General features: G+C 63.3%; 18 protein-coding genes and 1 pseudogene. 7 read left to right on the forward strand and 12 right to left on the reverse strand.

Annotated elements, in window-relative coordinates:
• Positions 1–52: 52 nt before the first annotated feature.
• The 5 genes from BG60_RS17595 to BG60_RS17615 all read right to left on the reverse strand — a co-directional run bounded on the left by BG60_RS17595 (position 53) and on the right by BG60_RS17615 (position 6,464).
• On the reverse strand, positions 53–1,177 hold the full coding sequence (locus BG60_RS17595) for an acetoin dehydrogenase dihydrolipoyllysine-residue acetyltransferase subunit (RefSeq protein ID WP_008347159.1): 1,125 nt from the start codon (positions 1,175–1,177) through the stop codon (positions 53–55).
• Positions 1,177–2,193, reverse strand: a complete 1,017-nt coding sequence (locus BG60_RS17600) for an alpha-ketoacid dehydrogenase subunit beta (protein ID WP_008347157.1) — start codon at positions 2,191–2,193, stop codon at positions 1,177–1,179. The genes BG60_RS17595 and BG60_RS17600 overlap by 1 nt, the downstream gene beginning before the upstream one ends.
• Before the next feature lie 18 nt (positions 2,194–2,211).
• The gene (locus BG60_RS17605; RefSeq protein ID WP_008347155.1) at positions 2,212–3,207 is read right to left on the reverse strand and encodes a thiamine pyrophosphate-dependent dehydrogenase E1 component subunit alpha; all 996 of its coding nucleotides are present in this window, start codon (positions 3,205–3,207) and stop codon (positions 2,212–2,214) included.
• A 33-nt stretch (positions 3,208–3,240) separates the two neighbouring features.
• Entirely contained in the window at positions 3,241–4,296 is a 1,056-nt protein-coding gene (locus BG60_RS17610; RefSeq protein ID WP_008347154.1) for an ATP-NAD kinase family protein, read from the reverse strand.
• 191 nt (positions 4,297–4,487) lie between these two features.
• Positions 4,488–6,464: a sigma-54-dependent Fis family transcriptional regulator gene (locus tag BG60_RS17615; protein ID WP_008347152.1), complete on the reverse strand. Its 1,977-nt coding sequence runs from the start codon at positions 6,462–6,464 to the stop codon at positions 4,488–4,490.
• 179 nt (positions 6,465–6,643) lie between these two features.
• Here BG60_RS17615 and BG60_RS17620 point away from each other — a divergent pair, with 179 nt between their 5' ends.
• Positions 6,644–6,874 (forward strand): hypothetical protein, encoded by a 231-nt coding sequence (locus BG60_RS17620; RefSeq protein WP_008347150.1) that lies wholly within the window; start codon positions 6,644–6,646, stop codon positions 6,872–6,874.
• A gap of 8 nt (positions 6,875–6,882) precedes the next feature.
• Here BG60_RS17620 and BG60_RS17625 read toward each other — a convergent pair whose 3' ends face one another.
• Positions 6,883–7,650 carry an SDR family oxidoreductase gene (locus BG60_RS17625; protein WP_008347148.1) on the reverse strand — a complete coding sequence of 256 codons (768 nt, stop codon included), beginning with the start codon at positions 7,648–7,650 and terminating at the stop codon, positions 6,883–6,885.
• A gap of 72 nt (positions 7,651–7,722) precedes the next feature.
• Positions 7,723–8,466 (reverse strand): hypothetical protein, encoded by a 744-nt coding sequence (locus BG60_RS17630; RefSeq protein ID WP_326929430.1) that lies wholly within the window; start codon positions 8,464–8,466, stop codon positions 7,723–7,725.
• A gap of 134 nt (positions 8,467–8,600) precedes the next feature.
• Between BG60_RS17630 and BG60_RS17635 the strand changes: the two genes are divergently transcribed.
• From BG60_RS17635 to BG60_RS17645, 3 genes are all read left to right on the forward strand, one after another.
• On the forward strand, positions 8,601–9,305 hold the full coding sequence (locus BG60_RS17635; protein ID WP_008347144.1) for a glutathione S-transferase N-terminal domain-containing protein: 705 nt from the start codon (positions 8,601–8,603) through the stop codon (positions 9,303–9,305).
• Between the two features lie 178 nt (positions 9,306–9,483).
• Complete coding sequence (locus tag BG60_RS17640) at positions 9,484–11,031, forward strand: methyl-accepting chemotaxis protein (protein ID WP_034472223.1); 1,548 nt, start codon at positions 9,484–9,486, stop codon at positions 11,029–11,031.
• A 236-nt stretch (positions 11,032–11,267) separates the two neighbouring features.
• Entirely contained in the window at positions 11,268–11,618 is a 351-nt protein-coding gene (locus BG60_RS17645) for a hypothetical protein (RefSeq protein ID WP_033535867.1), read from the forward strand.
• Between the two features lie 92 nt (positions 11,619–11,710).
• Here BG60_RS17645 and rpoD read toward each other — a convergent pair whose 3' ends face one another.
• From rpoD to BG60_RS17670, 5 genes are all read right to left on the reverse strand, one after another.
• The gene (gene rpoD / locus BG60_RS17650) at positions 11,711–13,717 is read right to left on the reverse strand and encodes an RNA polymerase sigma factor RpoD (protein WP_034472225.1); all 2,007 of its coding nucleotides are present in this window, start codon (positions 13,715–13,717) and stop codon (positions 11,711–11,713) included.
• A 280-nt stretch (positions 13,718–13,997) separates the two neighbouring features.
• Positions 13,998–15,320 carry a replication protein O gene (locus tag BG60_RS17655; protein ID WP_235366165.1) on the reverse strand — a complete coding sequence of 441 codons (1,323 nt, stop codon included), beginning with the start codon at positions 15,318–15,320 and terminating at the stop codon, positions 13,998–14,000.
• Between the two features lie 317 nt (positions 15,321–15,637).
• Positions 15,638–16,609 carry a ParB/RepB/Spo0J family partition protein gene (locus tag BG60_RS17660; protein ID WP_008347132.1) on the reverse strand — a complete coding sequence of 324 codons (972 nt, stop codon included), beginning with the start codon at positions 16,607–16,609 and terminating at the stop codon, positions 15,638–15,640.
• A complete protein-coding gene (locus BG60_RS17665) occupies positions 16,610–17,788 on the reverse strand; it encodes a ParA family protein (RefSeq protein ID WP_008347131.1) in 1,179 nt (392 codons plus the stop codon).
• Positions 17,789–17,961: 173 nt separating this feature from the next.
• Positions 17,962–19,893 carry a site-specific integrase gene (locus tag BG60_RS17670; RefSeq protein WP_034472237.1) on the reverse strand — a complete coding sequence of 644 codons (1,932 nt, stop codon included), beginning with the start codon at positions 19,891–19,893 and terminating at the stop codon, positions 17,962–17,964.
• A gap of 247 nt (positions 19,894–20,140) precedes the next feature.
• Here BG60_RS17670 and BG60_RS17675 point away from each other — a divergent pair, with 247 nt between their 5' ends.
• The 3 genes and pseudogenes from BG60_RS17675 to BG60_RS36325 all read left to right on the forward strand — a co-directional run.
• Positions 20,141–21,484, forward strand: coding sequence for an Nramp family divalent metal transporter (locus BG60_RS17675; RefSeq protein ID WP_008347129.1), 1,344 nt, complete (start codon positions 20,141–20,143; stop codon positions 21,482–21,484).
• Positions 21,485–21,521: 37 nt separating this feature from the next.
• Complete coding sequence (locus tag BG60_RS17680; protein WP_008347128.1) at positions 21,522–22,685, forward strand: alpha/beta fold hydrolase; 1,164 nt, start codon at positions 21,522–21,524, stop codon at positions 22,683–22,685.
• Positions 22,686–22,842: 157 nt separating this feature from the next.
• A pseudogene (locus BG60_RS36325) lies at positions 22,843–25,186 on the forward strand (autotransporter adhesin family protein); the annotation flags it as partial.

A 25,186-nucleotide genomic window follows, 5' to 3' on the forward strand; every position in this document is an offset into this window, starting at 1 on the left:
GCGCGGGCGCGCCGCGACGGTGTCCTGCTCCGCCGCGGCGCGCGCCGGGCGATCAGCCGCCCTTGCCTACGTGCTCCTTCAACAACGCGTTGACTTCGTTGGCCTTCTCCATCTGACTCATGTGCCCGGCGTCGTCGAACACGCGAACGGTCGCGCCTTCCGGTGCATGCTTCGCGTGCGCGGCGGGAATGATCTGGTCCTTTTCGCCCCAGATCACGAGCACCGGCTTGCCCGACGCAGCCAGCTTGCCGCCCGGCAGCGCGCTCTGCTTTCCGCCCGCGAACAAGCCGCCGTTGAGCGATGTCAGCGCGTCGCTGACGCCGTCGAGCCGCTTGTACTTCAGGAGATCGTCGAGCATCTGGCGGCTGACGAGTTCGGGATTCGCGAACAGCAGTTCGACCACCGGTTTCAGCTCGCGACGCGATTCGGCCGTGACGAAGCCTTCGGTGTACGCATTGTTCACTTCATCGCCGAAGCCGGCAGGCGATATGAGCGACACGGACTGCACGCGCGACGGCTGGTCGACGGCCATCTGCGCCGCGATGCCGCCGCCCATCGAATGGCCGACGAGATGCGCCGCTTCCAGACCCACGGCGTCCATGAACTTGCCGACGAACGCGGCCAGCGCTGCCAGAGACGTTCCAGGCACTTTAGGCGTCGATTGTCCGTGGCCCGGCAGATCCAGCGCGAATACGCGGTTCCTTTCGGCGAGCGCATCGAGGTTGAACAGCCAGTTGTCGAGATCGCCGCCGAAGCCGTGGATGAACAACACCGCGGGCCGGCTCGCATCGTCGCCGCCGCGCGAGGCGTAGCGCACGCGGATGCCATCGACATCGACGAAGTGATACGCCGCCGCTTCCTCGCCCGCTTCCTCATCTTCGGCGGGCGTGACGTAGGACGAAACGTACGCGTCGATATCGGCGTCGCTCACGTCGGACGGCGCGAGCACGCCGAGCAGCGCCTTGACCGGCAGCGTATCGCCCGCCGACGCGACCCGCCGACGCAGCAAACCCGCGTCGGGCGCTTCGACGGCGTTGGCGATCTTGTCGGTTTCGACATCGAGGATCGGCATGCCGACGGTAATCTCCGTGCCCTCCTCCACGAGCCATTCGTTGACCGTGCCTTCCTTCATCGACAAGCCCCATTTGGGCATCACGATCGGTGTGATTGCGGCCATCAGTGCTTTCCTCCCTTCATGGTTTTTCGTGCGGCGTCGGCGATCTGCGCGGCGCTCGGTATGTAAAGATCTTCGAGCGTCGGCGAGAACGGCACCGGCGTATGCGGTGCGCAGACCATCTGGATGCCCGCTTTCAGCGCGCCGAACGCCTGCTGCGCGACCTGCGCTGAAATATCCGTGGCGATATTGCAGCGTGGGTTCGCCTCATCGACGACGACGAGCCTGCCCGTGTTCTCGACCGTCTCCAGCACCGTATCGAGATCGAGCGGCGACAGCGTGCGCAGATCGACGACTTCCGCTTCGATGCCTTCCTTCGCGAGCGTCGCGGCGGCCTCCAGCGCGCGATGCACCATCAAGCCGTACGTGACGATCGACACGTCCTTGCCGTCGCGCACGACGTTCGCTTCGCCGAACGGAATCGCATACGAGTTCTCGGGCACTTCGCCTTCGAAGCCGTAGAGATTCTTGTGCTCGCAGAAAATGACCGGATCGTTGTCGCGGATCGCCTGAATCAGCAATCCCTTCGTGTCGTAGGGCGTCGACGGGCACACGACCTTCAGCCCCGGAATGTGCGTGAACAGCGAGGTCAGCATCTGGCTATGCTGCGCGGCCGCGCGAAAGCCCGCGCCGACCATCGCGCGGATCACGACGGGCGTTTCCGCCTTGCCGCCGAACATGTAGCGGAACTTCGCCGCCTGATTGAAGATCTGGTCGAAACACACGCCCATGAAGTCGATGAACATCAGCTCCGCGACCGGACGCATGCCGCACGCCGCCGCGCCGATCGCCGCGCCCACGTATGCCGATTCCGAGAGCGGCGTATCCAGAAGGCGATCGCCGTGCTTCGCGTACAGACCTTTGGTGACGCCGAGCACGCCGCCCCACGCGTCTTTCTCGCCGTCCGCGCCTGCGCCGCCGACGATGTCCTCACCCAGCACGATCACACTCGGATCGCGCGTCATTTCCTGATCGATGGCTTCGTTGATCGCCATCTTCATGCTCAGTTTGCGGGCCATGGTGTTTGTCTCCTCGAATCAATATTTGACGTAGACATCGGTGAGCAGATCGGCGGCGGTCGGCAAAGGGGCGTCCTTCGCTTCCTGCACCGCGCGGTCGATCAGCGCGGCGACCTCCTTGTCGATCGCGTCGAGTTCTCCCGGGGAGATCACGTCGGCTTGCGTGACGGCGGCCGCGAACTTCTTCAGGCAATCCTTGTTCGAGCGGATATCGTCGATTTCGCCGGGCGCGCGGTACGTCTGCGCGTCGCCTTCGAAGTGACCGTAGAAGCGGATCATCTTGCATTCGAGCAGCGCCGGCCCGCCGCCTTCGCGCGCGCGTTTGATGACCTCGCCCGCCGCTTCGTACACCGCGAAGAAATCGGTGCCGTCGACGGTCACGCCCGGAATGCCGAAGCCCGCCGCGCGATCGACGTAGCTATCGACGGCCGTGCCGTAGTCACGCGCGGTCGATTCGGCATAGCCGTTGTTCTCGATCACGAAGATCACCGGCAGGTTCCACACGGCCGCGAGATTCAGGCTTTCGAGAAACGTGCCCTGGTTCGACGCGCCATCGCCCGCGAACGTGATGCCGACTTCGCCCTTGCCGCGAAACTTCGCCGCGAGCGCCGCGCCGCAGATCAGCGGCGCGCCCGCGCCGAGAATGCCGTTCGCGCCCATCATCCCTTTCGACAGATCGGCGATATGCATCGAGCCGCCCTTGCCGTTGCACGAGCCGCCTTTCTTGCCGTAGATCTCCTTCATCATCGCGACCGGATCGACGCCTTTCGCGATGCAGTGTCCATGTCCACGATGCGTGCTCGCGATGCGGTCGCCATCGTTCAGATGCGTCATGATGCCGACGCCCGCCGCCTCCTCGCCCGCGTACAGGTGCACGAAGCCGGGAATGTCCCCGCGTCCGAAATCGACGTGCAGGCGCTCTTCGAAATCGCGGATCGTGCGCATCTTGCGATACGCGCTCAGCAGTTCGTCCTTGGAGAGCGGCAAGCCGCCCGCATGTTGCGTCGCTGTCATCTCTGTCTCCTTTGATGTCTTCCGTGGGTTGGCCTAGCGGGTGTGGCTGCTGGACTGACGCATCAGCCCGGACGCCGCCGCGTAACGCATGCACGCGGCGACATCGATGCTGCGAAAAGCGCTTTCCCTGAGCGTGACGCTCACTTCGTCGCCGGGTCCGAAGGCGAGCTCGCGTTCGCCGTCGAGCGCGACGATGCCGCTCTTCTGCTTCACGCGATGCGGCACGCCGTCGGCGAGGCGCGTCCAGTTCGCGATCGGCACGGGTTCGACGAGGCCGGGCGCGATCGGCGCGTGCAGTTCGAATTCGCAGTCGCCTGGTCTGCCGAGCTCGATCGCGAGTCCGCCCTTGTCGTGCCGCCCGAGCGGTTCGAGCAGACCGGCGATCGCCGACATGCCGATCGCCTGCGGATCGGCGTAAGAGACGTAGACGGCGGCGAGCGTGTCGATCTTCCACAGCGCCCGCGCGCCGATGAAATGCTCGTGCGAAATCACGGCATCGACGAGCGCGATGTCGCGGCGCACGCTGCCTTTCGCATCGCGAATTTCGATGTCGAGCAGCTTGTTCGACGCGAGCGCTTGGCGCGCGGGGACGCGGCCCGTTGCGTAGAGCCCCGTCGCAAGTCCGGAGATGGTCGGCTCCCGCATTTCCGGATAGGCGTTGTTCGTGCCCGTCGACAAGCCTGCGATCGGCACCTGGCCGCACTCGCGCACGACCGCGCGATGCGTGCCGTCGCCGCCGAGCACGATGAGCGCATCGGCGCCGGCGTCGTGCATCATGCGCGCGGCGCGAAACGTGTCGTCGACGCGCGCGGTCACGGGCATGTCGAGGAATTCGACGTGAGCGAGCGCGGCGTCCGGACCTTGCTTGCGCGAAAGATGCCGTTGGAGCATGACCTTGAGACCTTCGCGGTCCGGCATCATCAGCACGCGCGAAGCGCCGCACGACGCGAGCGACGACAGCAGCCGCAACACGATATTCACGCGATCCGCGAGCTGCAGGCTGTTCGCATTCGCGATGACGCGCCGGATGTCCCGCGCCGAAACAGGATTGGCGATGATGCCGACGAGCGGTGCCGCGCTGTCACGCATGCCAGTGTCTCCGTTGTGTGTTTTGTGCGGCGGATAAAGGCAAGCGCCATGCCAATCTGAAGACGGCTTTCGCGCGCGAAAAAGCGAGGGATTACCCGCGGAAATCGGGCGCTTTGGAGGGTGTACGGGGCGCCGCCGTGACAGGTGTCACAGCGGCAGGTGTATCGGCGGGAGTACAGGCGTATCGCGCGTTAGTGGCCCGCGTCGCGCTGATTCGGCGACTTGATGCCGTAGCGCGCCATGCGCCGGTAAAGCGTCATGCGGCTCACGCCGATCTGCCGCGCGACCGCGCTCAGATTCCAGCTCGCCGCGCGCAGATACTGCATCAGCAGCATGCCTTCGGGCGGCAGCCGATGCGGATCGAAATCCTCGACGACGGCGCGCGCCGGCTCGGCTTCGACTGGCGTCGGCGCGCCGTCGAATCCTTCCGGCAGATCATCGACATCGATCGAACCGTTCGCGCACACCGCGCGCGCATAGCGCAGCACGTTGCAAAGCTCGCGCAGATTGCCCGGCCACTCATGCCGATGCAGCCGTTCACGCGCCGCCGGCGTCAGCGTGACCGCGCCTTCGAGCAGCTTGTCGACGAGCCAGTCGAGATCGCTTCGTTCGCGCAGCGGCGGCAGCGTGAAGCGCGCGCCGTTCAGGCGATAGTAGAGATCCTCGCGGAAGCGTCCGTCGTGCATGAGCGCGTCGAGCGAATGATGGGTGGCGGAAATCACGCGCACATCGACCGATACGGGCCGCGACGCGCCGATCGCGAGCACTTCGCCTTCGGCCAGTACGCGCAGCAGCCGCGATTGCAACTCGCGCGGCATGTCGCCGATTTCATCGAGAAAGAGCGTGCCGCCGTCCGCTTCCTGAATGAGCCCGCGCTTGCCCTTCGCGCCCGCGCCCGAAAAGCTGTTCGGCAGATGCCCGAACAATTCGCTTTCGATGAGCGTCTCCGGAATCGCCGCGCAATTCACCGCGACGAACGGCCCCGCGCGCCGCGCGCTCGCGCGATGCAGCGCCTTCGCGAAAAACTCCTTGCCGCTGCCGGTTTCGCCATTGACGAGGAGGTTGATCGGCGAATCGACGAGCTTCGCGGCGCGTTCCAGTTGACGCCTGAGCGCGGCATCGCCACCGCACAGGGCGGCGAGCGGCGCGGGCACTTCCACGCTGCGCGCCGCAGTCGCGTTGGTCGACGGCGTGACGCACGGCGCGGGCGGCATCACGCTCAGATAAAGCAGCGCGCCGGATTTTGCGAGCGGCACCGCGCGCAATTCGCTCGGGCGCGAATAGACGAAGCGGCCCAGCTCTTCGATGCGCGCGTCGAAAAGCGTATCGAACGGCACGCCGATCAGCGACGTCGCCCTTTCTCCCGGCGCGACCGGACGGCCGATTTCGGCGGCGAGCATCGTATGCGCGCGGCGATTGTGTCCGACGATGCGTCCGCTCGCATCGAGCGCGATCAGATATTCGGGGTTCACATCGACGAATTCCGGCGCGGTGTTCAGCTTCAGAATCCAGTCCTGCCGATGCGTGCGCAGAAAATTCGCGTTCTCGATGTGCCCCGCGTAAATCCGCACGAGTTGCAGCGCGAGATTCTGGCTGTCGCGCGCTTGCGGCGACACGAGCGCGGAAATGTCCAGGATCGCGGAAAGCGCGCCGCGCGAATCGTAGAGCGGCGCGGCGGTGCACGTGAGCGGAATGTGCGTGGCGTCGAAATGATCGATCTGATGGACGGTGAGCGCCTGCCCCGTCGTGAGCGCGGTGCCGACCGCGCAGGTGCCCGCGCCCGCTTCGCTCCACTCCGCGCCGAGATAGAGACCCGCGCGGCGCAGCGAGGAATCGGTGTTCGCATCGCCGATGTAATCGACGGTCACGCCGAGCGCATCGGTGAGCAGCACGACATAACCCATGCCCGCGACCTGCTCGTACAAGGCTTCGAGACCGTGACGCGCGATGCGCGCGAAGTCGTCGATGCGCTGCTGATGCTCGCGCAGGCGCGTCTGCGGCAGGATGCGCGCTTCCTGCATGCGCGACGGATCGAGTCCGTACTGATGCACGCAACGCCGCCATGAAGACTGAATGATGCCGTCGTGCGCTCGCGCCGTACCGAGCGCGTCCGCCCGCGTGGTCGCCGCGACGACTGCCTCGATGTGCTCGCGTTGCCGCATGTCCATCGTGCTCTCCTTGGCGTTCTCGTGCCGCCCGCACGCGGAATTCACCGATTCGCACGAGCGTGTCTCAGGCCATATGATGCTCGAATCGGCAGAACGCGTCATGCGGCGATAGCGCTGCGCCGCAACATATACGACCGCTGATACATCGGCGCATCAGAACGAAAATCAGGAGACAGCGGATGGCGAAGATCGCTTACGAAGACTTCGAGCGACAGATCGTGCAGCATCACCTCATCAAGGGCAACGTGTACGAGAACGGCGCGGCGCTCGTCGAGCGCGCGAACAGGTGGATTGCCGAGAACGACGTCGACGTGCTGAACGTCGAGAGCCTCTCGACGTTCGGCGCCGGCGACGATACCAGCGTGAGCCATTGGTACTCGGGCATTCGCGTCTGGTATCGGATCGCGTAGAAGAAGAATCAGCCGCGGCCGACGAACGGCATCTTGGTGGCCATCACGGTGTGGAACAGCACGTTGGCTTCGAGCGGCAGGTTCGCCATGTAGAGCACCGACTGGCCGACGATCTTCACGTCCATCATCGGTTCGATGGCGATCTCGCCGTTCGCTTGCGGCACGCCCTTCGACATGCGCTCCGACAGCTCGGTGAAAGCATTGCCGACATCGATCTGACCGACCGCGATGTCGTACTTGCGGCCATCGAGCGATGCGGTCTTCGTGAGACCTTGCACCGCGTGCTTCGTCGCCGTGTAGGCCGCCGAATTGGGGCGCGGCGCACTCGCGGAAATCGAACCGTTATTGATGATGCGGCCGCCCGTGGGCGTTTGCGCCTTCATCGTGCGGAACGCTTGCTGCAGGCAATAGAACATGCCGTTCAGATTGATATCGACGACGTTCTTCCATTGCTCGGGCGTCCAGTCCTCGAACGGTCCCGGCGGATTCGTCACGCCAGCGTTGTTGAACAGCAGATCGACGCGGCCGAAGCGCTCGACCGCCGCCTTGAAGAGCTTCTCGACCGATTGCGGATCGGAGACGTCGGTCGGCACGGCGAGCGCGCGCTCCGCTGCATTCGATTCGCCGATCACCGCGTCGAGCGGCGCGGGACGTCTTCCGGCAAGCACGACCGACCAGCCGTCGCCGAGCAAGGCCAGCGCCGCCGCACGGCCGATCCCGCTTCCCGCTCCGGTGACGATGGCGATTCGTTGAGACTGCTTGGCTGCGTCAGACATGTCGGCGTTCTCCTGTTGTCGGGCGCGCGACACTTTGCGCGCGCTTTTGGGGAGAACATTATCGACGATGATTCAGCGATTCCGCGACGCTTCCGTCGTAACGGCGCCGGCCGTCGTCTTGCTCGCGCCGCTGCCGTCGCAGAAGACGGCGGTCATCATCATCGGCACGACCTGTTTGACGACCGCCGTGCTGCCCGATTCGCGCACCTTCGCCTCGACCGTTTCCGACGCGGCGAGCACCACGACGCCATACGCGGAATCGTTGATCGGCTGGCCGCTGCCGCGCTTGAACATGTCGTCGCCGTGCTCGTAGCCCAGCACGGCATACACGCGAAAGCCGTAAGCGGTGAGCTCGCTTCCCTGGGTCGGCTTGAACGCGTTGACCGAATTCGCCTCGACGCGCATGGGGCGCGCGTCGATGGATTTATCGGCGACGAGCGGTGCGATGAAGTTGTGCGCGCTGGACTTGCAGTCGAGCTGGCTTTCGAGAGACGTGGCGGTGCACAGGCTGGGCAGCAGTCCCCCGACCACGGCAGCGATTGCGGTAAGCGTTGCGAGAGGAGCGGTTTTCATGGCAGCGTAACCAACGGTTCGTAAGGCCGGCACGGATTCCCGGGCACCCGTGCCGATGCAATAACCGAGCCAGTGGACCGGCCCGCACGTCGCGTTCGCGCTGCACATTTCCCGCAAGGGCTTGGTTTCTTCGTTGTTCGTTGACTTCTTGACCTTCGCGCTGCGCGCAATCCTCGTATCGATGCTGCGATTCCTACAATCGCTTTTGTAGTCGAGGCAAGAACAGATTCCGCGTTTCGACATACGTCGTCTGTACGAGATCCCTCAATCTTTTCCTGTCGATGCGGCGAGCGGATGACAGCGCGCGCGATGGTGTCTTCGACGCAGGAAAGCCGCGAAATCGTTATATTCGGCGCTTCGACCTTCGAGGACTCTAAATGACCGCGCTTGCCGATTTCCCCATCACCCGCAAATGGCCCGCTCAGCATCCCGAGCGCATTCAGCTCTATTCGCTGCCGACCCCCAATGGCGTGAAAGTCTCGATCATGCTCGAGGAAACCGGCCTGCCTTACGAGCCGCATCTCGTGCGCTTCGACAAGAACGATCAGATGTCGGACGAGTTCCTGTCGCTCAATCCGAACAACAAAATTCCCGCGATCATCGATCCGGACGGACCGAACGGCGAGCCGATGCCGCTCTTCGAATCCGGTGCGATTCTTGTCTATCTCGCGGCGAAGAGCGGCCAGTTGATGCCCGACGATGTGGCGAAGCGCTACGAAACGCTGCAATGGCTGATGTTCCAGATGGGCGGCGTCGGCCCGATGTTCGGGCAGGTCGGCTTCTTTCACAAGTTCGCGGGCAAGGATTACGAGGATAAGCGTCCGCGTGCGCGCTACGTCGCCGAATCGAAGCGGCTTCTTGGTGTCCTCGACAAGCGGCTCGAAGGTCGCGACTGGATCATGGGCGACGAGTACAGCATCGCGGATATCTCCACGTTTCCGTGGGTGCGCAATCTGATCGGCTTTTACGAAGCGCGCGAGCTGGTGGATTTTCACGAGTTCAAGAACGTCGAGCGCGTGCTCGACGCGTTTCTCGCGCGGCCTGCGGTGAAGCGCGGACTGGAGATTCCGAAGCGCGATTGATTGCGGGGCATCGGTCGCTTTCGTTGGGAACGCGCACGCAAAGGTTTGCGGCGCGTGACCGCGGCGCTTGTCACACAAACGTCTTCGACAATCGGTAGATTGCGCTCTCCACAAAAGTCCGATGATTGGCCGCTGCGCGCCTCCGGACTTCTCCGCGCACGTTTCTCCTCTACCGAAAATGTCAAAGTTCACCGTCAAGGCGCGCCTCGCGATCGTCACGGGCGCGGTCGCCGCCGTGCTCGTTGCGGTCGGCAGCGTCGGATTATTCGGCGTCCAGCAAGGCAATGCCGCGCTACGCCACGTCTTCGAAGGGCGCGTGCAAGCGCTGCAGACCATTTCCACGATCGACGAACTCATCACGCAAAGCCAGTTCGCGATCAGCGACGCCGTGCTCGATCCATCGGCGCAAAAGACGCAAGCCGTGGTCGCATCGACGCAGCAGCGCGTCGCAAATATCGATGCCCTGCTCGGCCGCTATCTGCGCTATCCGCTCGATTCGACCGAAGCGCCGCTCGCAAGGCGCCTCGCCGCCGACTGGGCGACACTGCGCGACAAAGGCTTTCGTCCGTCGACGGATCTGCTCGCCGCCAACAATTTGGCCGAAGCACAGTGGATCGTCACGCAGCAGATCGAGCCGCAAGCGAAGCGCGTCAAGAAGGAAAGCACCGATCTGCGCGCGTTTCAGCTCACCGCCGCACAGCAGGAATACGACGACGCGCAACGCGTGAGCCGCATCGTGCAATGGAGCGTGGGCGCGTGCATCGGGGCGGGCGTGGCGCTCGTCGGCTGGCTCTGCTTTTCGTTGGCGCGCTCGCTCATGCGCCAGCTCGGCGGCGAACCGGAACTCGCGGCAAGCGTGGCGCGGCGCGTCTCGCAAGGCGATCTGCTGACCGATGTGCCCGTCGCGCGCGGCGACACGCAAAGCGTGATGTACGCGATGAGCCTGATGCGCAGCCAGCTCGCGTCGATGGTCGGCGACATCAAGCGCTCGACGCAGACCATCGGCGTCGCGGCGGCGGACATCACCGAGGGCAACCACGCGCTGTCCGCGCGCACCGAGGAACATGCGGCGAGCTTGCAGCAGACGTCGGCGAGCATGGAGCAGATCGCATCCACCGTTCGCGCGAACGCCGAGCACGCGAATCGCGCGCGCGAGTTGGCGAGGGAAGCGTCTGGGCGCGCGAAGGATGGCGAACGCGCCGTCGCCGATGCAATCGCGCGCATGATGGATTTGTCGTCGCGTTCGGCGCAGATCCGGCAGATTACGAGCGTGATCGAATCCATCGCGTTTCAGACGAATCTGCTCGCGCTGAACGCGGCGGTCGAAGCGGCGCGAGCCGGGTCGCTCGGACGTGGCTTTGCTGTCGTCGCCGAGGAACTTCGCGCGCTCGCGCGACGCTCGTCGGCCGCGGCGAAGGAAATCTCGCAATTGACCCGCGAAGTGAATGCGCACGTCGAATCGAGCGGCTCGACGGTCATGCGCGCGGGCGCGACGCTCGCCGATCTGCTCGCTTCCGTCGACGCCGTGTCGATGCTCGTCGAAGCGATCGCGACGGCTTCGCGCGAGCAAAGCAGCGGCATCGACGAAGTGAACGACGCGGTATCGCAGATGGATCGTTTGATGCAGAAGAATGCCGCCCTCGTGAACGAAGCGGCGACGGCCGCGCACGCGCTCGACGCGCAGGCGCGCGAACTCGGGCAAACCGTCCAGGCATTCCGCATTTAGGCTTTTTTGACGCGGCCGGCGCGAATTTTTTTACCGGTTCAGAATGGGAGACGAAGCAACGCGCGAATTTCGTACGCCGGGTCAAATGCGTTACGCATCAACACGTTGGCCCGGCGATGCTCAGGATATCCACAATCTTGCCCACCGATTCTGTGGACAAGCATTCGTCCGTTCCAGCCGTCACGAGTTCGCCGAACGCATGATTTGTCAATGCGAATCTGACGATGGTGACGCCAATGGATGCCCTCCTCTACCCTTCTCGACGCCGCGCCCGGCGCCTTTCGCTGGCTGCGGCTGCCGGCATGATCTGCATGGCGGCTCACGCGCAAACGCAATGCCCCGGCTACGTCGAAACCGACGCCGGCAGCGCGTTCGATATCGCGTCGATGATTCGCGACGCCGGCTCGCCGCAATCCGCGCTCGACAAGCTGCGTAACGCGGTGGCGAAAGTGAACGCCGGCGGCGGATGCTCGATCTTTCGCGACCGCCTCGCCTGCGAGGAAACGCTCACGCTCGCAAACAAGGCGATCGTCGCGTTGCAGGCGTGCGCGTCGTCAAGGATGCCTAAAGGCACGACGCACGGCTGATGTCATCGCGCAAATAAAAAAGCGCGTGCCGCCATTTCTGGCGGCACGCGCTTCAGAGTTCGCCCGAACGTCAGTCCAGGCGGCCCGCAGGATCAGCGATCCAGGAACGGACGCAGCTTGTCGGCGCGGCTCGGATGCATGAGCTTGCGCATCGCCTTGCTCTCGATCTGGCGAATGCGCTCGCGCGTCACATCGAACTGCTTACCCAGTTCTTCGAGCGTATAGTCCGAAGCCGTGTCGATGCCAAAGCGCATGCGCAGCACCTTCGCCTCGCGCGGCGACAGCGCGTTGAGCGCATCGTCGATCGCGGCGCGCATGTTCGCGTGCACGGCGGCCTCTGCCGGGGAAGCAGCGCCCTGATCTTCGATCATGTCGCCAAGCGTTGCATCGGCATCTTCGCCGACCGGCGTTTCCAGCGACACCGGTTGCTTCGCGATCTTGAGAATGCCGCGGATCTTCTCTTCCGGCATTTCCATGCGCTCGGCCAGCACCGACGGATGCGCTTCCAGGCCCGTCTGCTGCAAGATCTCGCGCGAGATGCGGTTCAGCTTGTTGATCGTTTCGATCATGTGCACCGGCACGCGGATCGTGCGCGCCTGATCGGCGAGCGAACGCGTCACGGCCTGACGAACCCACCACGTCGCATACGTCGAGAACTTCCAGCCACGGCGATATTCGAACTTGTCCACCGCCTTCATCAGACCGATGTTGCCTTCCTGAATCAGATCCAGGAACTGCATGCCGCGATTGACGTACTTCTTCGCAATCGAGATGACGAGACGCAGGTTCGCTTCGATCATCTCGCGCTTGGCCTGACGCATCTTCAATTCGGCAGCCGTCATCTGACGGTTGATCTTCTTCAGTTGCTGCAGCGGCATCTCGACGACGCCTTCGATGTCGATGAGCTTCTGCTGCTCTGCCTGAATCGCCGGCAGGCTGCGCTCGAGCGACGCGCCGTATTGCTTCGAAGCCGCCGACGCACGTGCCGTCCATTCGAGATCGGTCTCGTGACCGACGAACGATTCGACGAACTTGTCGCGCGGCATGCCGCAACGATCCACCGCGATCTGCAACACGCGACGTTCGATGTCACGCACCTGCGCGACCTGCTGCTGAACGTTCGCGCACAGGCGGTCGATGGTCTTCGCCGTGAAGCGGATCGAACCGAGCTCGCGCTGGATTTCGGCTCGAGCCTTTTCGACAGCCTTCGCCGCAGCGGCACCCGAACCCTTAGGACTGCTCGCCTGTTCCGCCAGCTCGCGCACGCGTGCGAAGATCTCCAGACAGTCGGCCTTCAGTTGCTTCAGACGCGCTTCGTTCGATGCAGCGGAATCGCCAGCGCCATCGAGATCGTCGTCGTCGTCTTCGTCGCTGTCGGATTCGTCGGTATCCGTATCGATTTCGGCGGAGTCGGTCGTATCGGAAGCCGACATGTCTTCATCTGCCGTGTCCTCTTCCTTCAGGCCATCGACCAGTTCGTCGATCTTCAGCTCGCCCGATTCGACTTGCGCCGCGTCCGCGAGAATCGTCGCGACCGTCGACGGGCACGCCGCGATCGCCTGAATCATCTCGTGCAGCCCGTCTTCGATGCGCTTCGCAATCGCGATTTCGCCGGCGCGCGTGAGCAGCTCGGTCGCGCCCATTTCACGCATGTACATGCGAACCGGGTCGGTCGTGCGGCCGAATTCGGAATCGACGGTCGACAGCGCGTTTTCCGCTTCTTCGTCCGATTGCTCGTCCGTCACCACGCTTGGGGCGTTGTCGCTCAGCAGCAGCGTTTCGGCGTCCGGCGCCTGCTCGTAGACCGCGACACCCATATCGTGGAACGTGCTGACGACGGTTTCCATCGCCGCCGTTTCAGCGAAGTTATCCGGAAGGTGGTCGTTGATCTCGGCGTGCGTGAGATAGCCGCGCTCCTTGCCCAACTGGATGAGCGCGCGCATCTGACGCTGACGCTCTTCATTTTGTTCGGCGGTCATCGCGACATCGGGCTGTATCGTGCCGGCCTGGCCCTTCCCTTTGTTCGCCCGCCGGCCCGGTGCCTTGCGCGCCGGCGCGACGATATCCAGCTCCGAATCTTCCCGATCAAAACTTGCCATACTTTCTCCTCGACAGGTTTGCTCGGCGACGACAGATCCCCGGGAGCGAGCGTAACGGCTCGCGATGATTTCGATGACAGCTTCGACCACGGACGGCTTGCTGAAAATCGCATCGAGCAAAGCACGCAAACCGCATCCAGACGCGGTGTTTGCGTTTTCCAATCGCCCATTCAGGCGCAACCTTAGAGTATATCAGCTTTTGCTGCGACGCAGCAGCCTAATTCAAAAAAGTTTCCGGGCGCGGTCTCACGTCGATTCATCTGATGTTTTGGCCGCCCGTTCAGCACGAACTCGTACCCGGTGAATCGCGAAAATTGGTTGATGGCGCCGCACGGAGCACCGCCTGCAAAAGCGAACTCAAAGGGGCGATAGCGGACTTGTCCTTCAGCATTGGTCGCGCCACGTCCCTTGGTTTCGCAGATGGGGTCCCGCCCACGCTCTTCAAGCGGAGAAGCGCTTTGATGTCGCTCAGGCGCGCTTCGGATGCGCGCTGGAGGTCGATCGGGCCTGCGGCTAGAGGCGTCGGGAAATCGACGTGAGAGCCGAAGCGATCTTTGTCGTCGAGCAGGATGTGACCTGCCTCAAAGGCCGCAACGAAATCTTTCTGCCATGTGCCCGCATGGACGCGCGGATGCGGCTCGTCGCGATGGCAGATGACGATGGAACGGGCGTCGTCGGAGACGCGGTAGCGGCGCAAGCCGTCACGGCTGACGAATGACCGGCCGGCCAAACCGCCTACAACTTCATCTGTGCGCGCAGAAGTCGTTCGCTCGATTTGCTGCTGCACGTGGGCTTCGCGCTGGCTTCGCGCCCGATAGGCGAAGTCGACCGGGACTCGCAGAAGGGTGCGAAGGTAGCTGATCGGATGCGTTGCGCGTTGCAAGGGTGCCCAACTTGCTTCGACGACATCGGAGAGAAGCTTGCCGTGGGCTTTCGCTTCTCGCATCAGTTTGAAGATCAGGAATTCACGAAATCCCAGAGGCACGAGGCGTTGGAGATCGGCGGGAAGTCGTCCTGGTTGTCTCTTTTGAGTATTAGGGAGTAGATCCTTATATATAGCACCGTCTGCCACGGTGACAGACGGATGGCCGTCAGAAAACCCGGCTTGGGCGTCTGACGCGCTCTCCCGATGTTGAGCCGGCTTCGTAGTGGTCGCATCGGCTACGTCAACGAGTCCGAGCAAAGCGGCTGCCTTCTGCGTCAGGTGGATATATGCGCGACCAAACAGGCCGGCAGCGCCATAGCGGGTCTGAGGCGGCCGGATGATAAACCCGGCGCCCTCGAGGTCGTCCATGCTGCGATAGAAGGTCCGCATGGATTGCTGGGCCCGGCCCGTGAGCAGTTCGCGCCGCGCGAAGATGGGTGCGAACGGACGAGATGCGTCGACTGTGCGGGCCAAGGCGGCGAGCAGGGCACGCGCGCGTGCAGGCAGCGCCTTCGTGTGCGTGGCTCGATGAGCGGCCCGGAAAATGACCCAAGGCAGATTCGAACGATCACAAGCGTACTCATCGAGAGCTTCTTGATCGGCTACCGCTGAAGACGGTTCAGAGTTTTTTAGGCGAGAAAGAGCCTCGCCTGCAACGGAAAGTTGCGCGATACGCATGTCAAGTACGTCCATTTCGAAAAATGGAAGACAAATGCTTGACTGCTAATCGCGTTCCGCTAAACTTCGAGTTGCGTACTCGTGACCCGATTGGCGTCGGGAAGCGGACCGGGCGATAAGCAGTTAAGCCCGATATTCAAAAGCCTTCGGTTGGCGCCGAAGGCTTTTGTCTTTGTGGAACTTGTTCGTTACATAGCACCCTCAGGTTTGCTACTACGCTAACTCTTTGATTTGAAAAGAGGTTCTACTAGGTTCAGTGTCAACGACTTTCCGGTTCTCGTTAAGTCATTGATTTAAAAGAAAACTCTAGTAGAGCCTCAGTCTTGCTCCGATTCACTTAGTGTCTTGTTGATGAAGTCAGCAATGCGCTGTCCCCATTGCTCTGCGTCGCCCGCGTCCTTCTCGAAGAAACGAACTCCCACCACACCATTTCGCGTGGACACTTCGCAGACCTTCCTGCGCCCCGCTCGGACCACTGTTGCGCTTGGAGTCACTGCGCGCGGCTTTTCCGCGACGAGGGCGACCGCCTTGTCCTGCGTAAAATTCTCGTCTTCGACCAACCGTCGGACGGCTTCGACGACCTTTTCCGCCTTGCCGGCTTCTGTTAGCGCCGCGAGCTTTTGCGCGGCATTGCTGCCGAGTCGCTCTGGCTTTTCGGCGAGTGCGGCTTTGGCTGCCTCTGGAAGGGCGTCGAATGAGAAGATTCGCGTGACGTGACTCTTGCTCAATCCGGCGCTTTCAGAAATTTCCGTGCGCGAGAGTCCGCTCAATTCCTGCAATCGTTTGAAGTTCCAATACTTCTCGAAATCCGTAAGCGATGGCGATAGCAGGTTCGAGAAGAACGCCGCGAACTCGATTTCCCCTTCTTCGATCGACGCAACGTTGGCGCGTATCGTCGATCGTCCGAGTTCCCGGTATGCAGCGACGCGGTTATGTCCCGCAACGATCTCGTAACGAGCATCCGGCAAAGCGCGCACCAGAATAGGCGTGGCGAGCGCGTGTTGCGCGAGATTGCTCTTCAACTCCTGGAACTGCTCGGCCGTGAGTTTGCGACGCCGTCCGCTGACTTCCACGAGCGCATCGAGCGGCACTTCGAGCGCCGCTCGTTCCTCGAGTTGCGACTCAAGTTCTTTGATGCGCGCCTGCGCCGTATTGATGCGATGCTGCGCATCCATCAACCGACCGGGAGACGTGCGCGGTTCCGTGCTGACTGGACGCGCTTGCGTTCCTTCTGTGGGCTTACTGCCGATGTTCGCTGTCTTGGCGAGGAGTCTGTCCCCGATGCCCATTTAATCCTCCGTCTGATTCCACGCGCGGGCGAACTGCGCGTCGAGATGCTCGGCGAGCCGGTCGAGCGGCTCTTTGAATCGGTTGTAAGCGGCCGTACTGCCGTCCGGCTTCGACAAGTCATATACCGTCGACAATTGCGCCGACGCACCTTTTGGTACGGTCGACTCCGGAATCTCGAAAGGCAGGACGCGATCGCCGTATGCTTTCTGAAGCCAACCGCGCACAACACGCGACACGTCATCCGACTTGGCTTTGGTCAGAATCACGTTCACGAAGTCGAAGCGCTTTTGCTCGAGCACGCCCGGCAGCTTCTTGGCGATATCCGCAAAGAGATGCCAGAACTGTGTCGAGCTTGCGAAATCCAGCGCCTCGGGCGGGCAGGGCAGCAGAATCGCATCCGACGCGAGCAGCGCGTTGATGGTGAGATAGCTGAGCGCCGGAGGCGTGTCGATGACGACCGCGTCGTACTCTTCCGTCAGCGGCATGAGACCTTTGCGGACGATTTCCCAGAATTCGAACGTGCTGTCGTTCAGCACCTTGGCGGGAATCTCGAACTCCGCATCGAAGAGCGATGACGAAGCCGGGATGAGATCCAAGTTATGCCAGTACGTTTCCTGCACTGCATAGTGCAGCGTCTGCTGATCGCCGTAGATCAGCGGAAGAAGGGTCTGATCGTCCGAGATTTCGGCGTCGGGCGCCCAGCCGCATAGCTGTGTCGTCGTGCCCTGCGGATCGCAGTCGATGACCAGCACTCTGCGGCCGAGCAGCGTCAGGGCCTGTGCGGCCGAGACGGCGGTTGTGGTCTTGGCGACGCCACCTTTGAAGTTCGCGACAGTCACGATCCGCCCGCGCTTGCCTTCAGGCCGGCGGGGGCGTTCTTTCGTCGCGCGGATCCATGTGAGCGCTTCTTCGAGCGTGAATTCCTTGCTGCGGCCCGCGCCCTTGGACGTGCCCGCTGGCAGCTCGCCCTTGGTCGTCAGGTACTGGAACCGCTGCTTGTCGATGCCGCAGAGCGACGCGACCTGCGCGCTCGTGAATGTTGGTGCGCTTTTGCGCGGATACGGCTCCAACATTGCATCGCGGATCTGATTGAGAATGTCAGTGGCTTGGGCGGCCACCCCCAAGAGCGTTTCGATCGAAACGGATTGATCGACTTCGGGAAGCCGAGCGCTTAGCATGGAATTCGCAGTCACTGGCGGGCCTGGGTAAGCAAATAATTCTTCGGTTTGTGGAAAACAAGCTGCAAACCGAAGAATAAACGGCGAACCGGTAAACCTCAAGTAAACTCTGAAGTGCTTGATCGCCCGCAGCGGACATTTTTACAACGCTCGACGCTCGTGTAAACGCGAAATTAGGACCGATCCGAAGGTTTTCGCGTTGACGAGATGCCGCGAATCAACTTCTCGATGCCAAGGAAACGCCCCGCGTCTTCGTTTTCCAGATACAGAGCGGTGGTCGAAACATCGGAATGGCCGAGTCCGGCGCTGACCTCGCGCAGATCCGCGCCGTGTCCGAGCGCGTGCGTCGAATGTGTGTGGCGCAGCCAATGCGTGCTCGCGCGAGTCAGGTGCCTGCCAGCGCCGGGCGCATGAGATTCCATCAATGCGGCCGCGTTCGAGAAAATCGTCTTGAAAATTTTCCCGATGCCGTCGGGCGTCAATGACTGTCCGCCGCGCGCCTGCGCGAGTATTGGCGTGCCTTCGGCGCAATCCAACGGGCGCGGCAGTCCGCGCATCGCCAGGTTTTCGATGAGCGTTTCGACGACGATCGGCGGCAAAAGCACCGTCCGCGTCGCGCCGCGGCCGCCATCGACGGCAAGCCGCCAGACCACGCCGTCCACGCCGGAAAGACGCCCGGCGCTGAGCGCGTCGGTGGTTGCGAATGCGAGTTCGGCCCGTCGCAGGCCGGTGGCGTACGCGAGAAGCAGCGCCAATTTGTCGCGATGCTCGACGAACGAGTATTCGGTCCGTTCGACCGATTGCAACACGCATTTCCACTGCGTCAGATCGAGCGACCGCGTCGCCGAATCGAATACCGGCGGCGTCGCGACACGCGCAAATCCGGCAAACGGATTGGCCGCCAGATAACCTTCGCCGACGAGCCACTCGCACATGGCGCCCAATATCGACCGGGCCGTTTCGCGGCTGCGATCGGAAAGCAGGCCGGCAAAAGGGCGCCAGTCGGCAAAACAACGCTCAGGGCGACCCTTCGCGATCCAGCGCGCCGCCGGCTGCGGAGCCGCGAGAAAGACACCGACGTACTCGGCGCAATCGGCTGCATCGAGAGACGAAATCGGCTTGCCTTTCTCGATCAACGCCCACAGCAGCAGGCGTTCCGCCTCCCGCCGATAGGCACGCCGCGTGTGCGTACTGTTTGACCGGGCCTCTAGCCAAGCGGTGATCGCGCGGATGTCCGTATCGAATCGCGGGTGCGCGTGCGCCCGATTCGACCCTTTCGATCCGTCGAGCGCCAGCGGAACCCGCAACGTTTCAAGAGGAGAAATGGCGATCGAGTCGCTTGCGTCGACGTCCGCGCTTTGCGTCGACACGACGTCTCCGGGCTGCCACTGGCGCCGAGGCACGAGCGCGGCCGGCGAAAGCGTGTGCCGGAGTGCCTCGGCGTGGAGTTGCAGCCAGTCGACCACGCGTTGCGCGCCTTTTGGACCGAGCCGTGGCACGGCCGCATACCACCGATGCCGTCGCCGCTCGATGAGTTCGATGACATCCGCGAGCGTCGAAAGTCCGGCGGCAGTCAATCGCGCGGCGACGGCCGGCTCGAACCAGCCATCGACCGGATGATCCGGACGTGGATCCTGTGCGAGCGACGCCTCCATGCGCGCGAGCGCGTCCGCCTGCCGGCGACGCAATCGGGCGTTACGCGCCGCGCGCCGATCGAGAGCAGGCGAGCTCTCGGGCGGATAAGCCTCTTCGTAAAGCGCGAGCAATTCCGATTCGCCGTACACGCCGTCCGGATCGATTCTGTCGCGGAACGCGTCGAGCGGCGGGGCGACGGCGGCGGGCGGCGGCTCGAACAGCGGGATGCTGCCGGGACGAAGCCGCAGCAGGTGAGCCGCGTCCGTGTCCCGTGCGCGGCGTGCGAGAACGGAAAGCGTGTCGCGCAGCGCCTCGATCAGCCGTCGAGTCGAGCGTACATCGGCGCTGGAATCGCCATACGATGCATGCAACTGTGCTTCGGAAACGCCGTCGAGATAACCGCGATAAAGCGCGAAGTGTTGACGCGTGAGACGGCTCGGCGCATTCGCCTGCCCCGAGTTATCTGCCAAGCGCTCTCTGGAGCGTCCTGTGTCGGCGGGCATTTATCCTTACGTTTCAGTGATTTGGGCGGAGGTTAGCAACCGACTTCGAATTTGACAAGAAAAATCGCTACATCTGATAAGTCCGATTATCAGACGCGAAGCGCAGGGCTGCGGCATCTGTAATCAACGCCCGTCCGATGCGCTTGAATGTTCACTCGCCGCGGCGCATATTTTCACAACATCCACAGCAGGTTTCCGCAGGAGAAACGAGCCGATGCTTGATCCTGTACGCCCCGCTTCGAAACCGCCCGAGCAGGACGACGCGTTCCGCCCGAGCCTCCCCGAGGTGTACGCGTCGGTTCATGTGCCCGAAACCGGCCGATGGATTCGGCGCTTCCTCGCGTTCGCGGGTCCCGGCTACATGATTTCGGTCGGCTATATGGACCCGGGCAACTGGGCAACCGACATCGCTGGCGGCTCGCGCTTCGGCTACACCTTGCTCGCCGTCATCCTGTTGTCGAACCTGATGGCGATTCTGCTTCAGGCGCTCGCCGTCCGACTGGGCGTCGCGACCGGGCGCGATCTGGCGCAAGCCTGCCGCGATCATTATTCGAAGCCGGTGAACTTCGCCCTGTGGCTCGCCTGCGAAGCGGCGATCGTCGCGTGCGATCTGGCCGAAGTGATCGGCACCGCGATCGCGCTGCAACTGCTCTTCGGCATACCGCTGATCGCGGGCGCGCTCCTGACCGCGCTCGATGCCTTCCTTCTGCTGCTTCTCATCAACAAAGGCTTCCGTCTGCTGGAAGCCTTCGTCATCGCGCTTCTGGTCGTGATTGCAAGCTGCTTCGCGTTGCAGATCGCCGCTGCCGCGCCGCCGTTCGCCGAAGTCCTGCGCGGCTTCATCCCGTCGCCGCGCATCGTCGCCGATCGCGAAATGCTGTATGTCGCCATCGGCATCCTCGGCGCGACCGTCATGCCGCACAACCTTTACCTGCATTCGTCGATCGTGCAGACGCGCGCGTATGGCAAGTCCGTCACGGCCCGGCGCGCTGCGATTCGCTGGGCGACGATTGACAGCACCATCGCGCTGACGCTCGCGCTTTTCATCAACGCGGCGATCCTGATCGTCGCCGCCGCGGTGTTTCACGCGAACGGTCACGACGAGGTCGCGGAAATCGGCGATGCGTTCCGCCTGCTTTCGCCGCTCCTCGGCCTGAGCATCGCATCGACGCTCTTCGCGGTGGCATTGCTCGCGTCGGGCCTGAACTCGACCGTGACCGCGACGCTCGCCGGCCAGATCGTGATGGAAGGTTTTCTGCGCCTGCGCATACCGAACTGGGCGCGGCGTCTCATCACGCGCGCGATCGCCATCGTTCCCGTGATCGTCGTGACGGCGATCTACGGCGAAAAGGGCACCGGCCAGTTGCTCGTGCTGAGCCAGGTCATTTTGTCGATGCAACTGCCATTCGCCGTCATTCCGCTGGTGCGCTTCGTATCGGACCGGCGAAAAATGGGCGTCTTCGCGATTTCGCGCTGGACGAGCGCGCTGGCGTGGCTCGTCGCGGCCGTGATCGTCGCGCTCAACGTGAAGCTGCTCGCGGACACGCTGACGTCGTAAGCGCAAGAACAACTTCTATATATAAGGAGACGCAGATATGAGCGGCAGCTTCATCGACATCACGCTTCGCGACGGCACGATCATTCCGGCTTACGTCACGCAGCCCGCGAAAGGTTCGGGACCGGGCATCGTGTTGCTGCACGACGCGGCCGGCCTCGACGAATTCGTCATGCGCTCCGCCGATCTGTACGCCGAAGAAGGGTACGTCGTGATCGCGCCGCAACTTCCCGGGCACGATCCGCAACCCGGCGGTATCGCCGCGGACAATTTCGCGGCGCTCGTCGATGCCCTGCGCGCGTTGCCGCAGCACGCCGGCAAAGTGGGCGTGATCGGGTACGGGCGCGGCGGCCGCTTCGCGACGCGCATCGCCGCGCAGGCCGACGTCGATTGCGCCGCCTGCTACTACGCGGACGATTTCAGCGCCTGTCTCGCCGATATCCCGACGATCCGCTGCCCGATGGTCTTCCACTTCGCCGAGCGCGCGGCGCACGATGCGCGCGAAGTCGAGTCGGCGCTCACGGGCAGACCGCACATCGAACGCTATGTTTATCCGGGCGCGTCGGCGGGCTTCATCGTTTCGGATTCCGCGCACTACGACAAACCCGCCGCGCTGATGGCGTACTCACGCACGCTTTCGATGTTGCGCAAGGTGCTCGGTCCGCACTTCGATCTGAATCACTTGTGGGAGCAGCACTGCTATTTCGAATTCGCCACGCGCGACGTCGACGCCGTCATGCCGACGATGGTCGCCGAGCCATACGTGAACCACGTCCCGACGATGACAGGCGGCGTTGGGCACGATCAGTTGAAGCGTTTCTATCGATATCACTTCGTCCACTCGAATCCCGCCGATACGAAGCTGATTCCGGTATCGCGCACGATCGGCGCGGATCGCGTCGTCGACGAATTCGTGTTCTGTGCGACGCATAGTTGCGAAATCGACTGGCTGCTGCCCGGCCTCGCGCCGACGGGAAAATACTTCGAGGTTCCGATGCTAGCCGTTATCCGCTTTCGCGGCGACAAGCTCTACAACGAGCATATCTACTGGGATCAGGCTTCGGTGCTGGTGCAGATCGGTGTGCTGAACCCCGAAGGGCTGCCGGTCGCGGGCCGGCGAACGGCCGAAAAGTTGATCGACGAAACATTGCCGAGCAACGCGTTGATGCCCAATTGGGCATCGAGCGAGGGCAAGCCCATCTGAAGCGGCAAGCGATCAAGCGGACATTGCTGACGCGCAATGCGTGGACTACTCTGAGCAAAAACGTTGACGAGAAGCAGCAATCAGCGGGCCGATCATCGTCGCAACGATGCGAAGCACTGCTGATAAAAATGAAATCGTCAGCGGAGCCGGAGAACCCATGCGCCGCTTTTCGCTTCCGATGCGATCGACGCCGCTCGCTCATGCGTTATCGCTTGCGTTCGGCGTGTCCTGTCTCGTTCGCGTGGCGCCCGCTGTCGCCGGGTGCGACAGGACTGCGCCGCAGTCCAATCAGACCGCGACTTGCGATACACGCTCGCCCAATCCTTCGAACGTATCGGTCATCGCGGTGCCGGGCAGCGTCAACGTGACGATCAATGTGTTGACGGGCGTCGAACTCGACATTGCCGGCAACGGGCTATTCGTGCGCAACACCAGCACGGCGACCAACGAGGGCACGTTGCAAATCACAGGTGACGGTTCCGACGCCATGACGTCGCAAAGCGCGACGACCGGGCGCAACACGCTCGTCAATCGCGGCGCGATCTTCACGGTCGGCACGAATTCGGAAGCGATGTTCAACAACGCCGCCGCCGTCACGATGCGCAACGAGGCAGGCGGCACGCTCACGACGAGCGGTGCAAGCGCTTCGGCGATGAACGACTTCGCCAGTCCGGGCGGCGGCACGTTGGTCAACGATGGCGCGATCGCGACGAGCGGGGCGGGTTCTCATGGCATGGCGGCGCGAACCAGCGGCGACACGCTCGTGAACAATGGCGCCATCACGACGACCGGCGCGAGCGCAAACGGCATGTTCGTGGCCGGTACACCGGGCCAGAACGTCGTGACCAACAACGGCACCATCGACGTGTCGGGCAACAACGCGTCCGGCATCGTTTCGCAGGATGCGACGCCCGGCGCGATCACCAACACAGGATCGATCGTCGCGCGTGGCGCGGGCGGGGCGGGCGTGTCGCTCGCGAATGCGGCGTCCGTCACGAATGCGGCGGGCGCGAGCATCGTCAGCCAGCAGGCGGGCGGCATCGTCGCGAATCGGGGTGGCGCGATCGACAACGCCGGCACGGTTCAGGGCGCGACCGGCGTGACGATTGCCAATGGCGCAGAAACGATCGGCAACAGCGGCGCGATTCGCGGCACGAGCGCGGAGGCGATTGCCGCGACCGGCAAGATCAACGTGTCGATCATCAATAGCGGGACCATTGCGGGGGGCGCGGGCGTCGCCGTACGCACCGATACCGGTAACGATACTTTCGACATGAACGGCGGCGTCGTCACCGGACAGATTCGCCAGGGCGACGGCGCCGACACCGCCACGATGACAGGCGGACAGATCGATTCCATCGATCAGGGCGACGGGCGCGACACGTTCTCGATATCGGGCGGGCGCGTGCTTGGCACGCTCGCGAACGGCGACGTCGTGAAGATCACTGGCGGGCGCCTCGCAACGGTGGATTTGAATGTCGGAAACAACGTGTTCGACATGTCGGGCGGACAGGTCGACGGCAACGTGACCGCCGCGCAGAACGACGACACGTTCACGCTGTCGGGCGGGACGATCGGCGGACGCGTCGATCTCGGCAGCGGCACGAACTCGCTGGCGATCGCGGGCGGCTCGATCGGGCAAGGAGTGACGACGACTTTCGGCGTCGATACGCTGATCTGGAGCGGCGGCACGATCGCCGGGCCGGTGTCGCTCGGAGCGGGCAACGATTCGGCGGTGATCCGCAATCTGAACGACGCGACGCTCGCCGCGACCACGAGCTTCGATGGCGGTGCGAGCAGCGATTCGCTCACGTTCGACAACGTGCAGGCAAGCGGCCTCGCGCGCTTTTCGAATTGGGAGACGGTGAGCGCGTCGAACAATACGCAACTCACATTCGACGCGAAAGGTCTGACGCTCGGCGATGCCGCGACCGGAACCGGCGCGCTCAATCTCGACGCGACGAGCACGATTTTCGCGGGCGGCATCGGACGCACGTCGATACAGCCGGCGATCGCGGGGCGACTTGTCGCGCTGAACAACGCGGGCACGATTGATCTGACGAACGGCGGTTCGAGCACGAGCGATGCGTTCGTGGTGAACGGCAACTACACCGGCAACGACGGACGGCTTCTCGTGCAGAGCGTGCTCGGCGCGGACGGCGCGCCGAGCGACCGGCTCGTGATCGCACAAGGCGCGGGTGCGGGAACGACGTCGATCGGCGTGACGAATGTCGGCGGCATCGGCGGGCTGACGGTGAACGACGGCATTCTGGTCGTGCAGGCGACGAACGGGGCGACGACGTCGGCGGGGGCGTTTTCGCTCGCACGTCCGCTGGAGGTGGGCGCTTACAGGTATTTCCTGTTCAAGGGCGGTGTGAGTGACGGAACGGCGGACAACTGGTATCTGCGTTCGAGCGTGCCGCCCGCGCCTGCTGTGCCTGTGCCTGTGCCTGTGCCTGTGCCGACGCCGACGCCGACGCCGACGCCTGCACCGGTTCCAA

Origin of the sequence: Caballeronia zhejiangensis (genome assembly GCF_000698575.1) — a bacterium.
In the GTDB taxonomy this organism is placed as follows: domain Bacteria; phylum Pseudomonadota; class Gammaproteobacteria; order Burkholderiales; family Burkholderiaceae; genus Caballeronia; species Caballeronia zhejiangensis.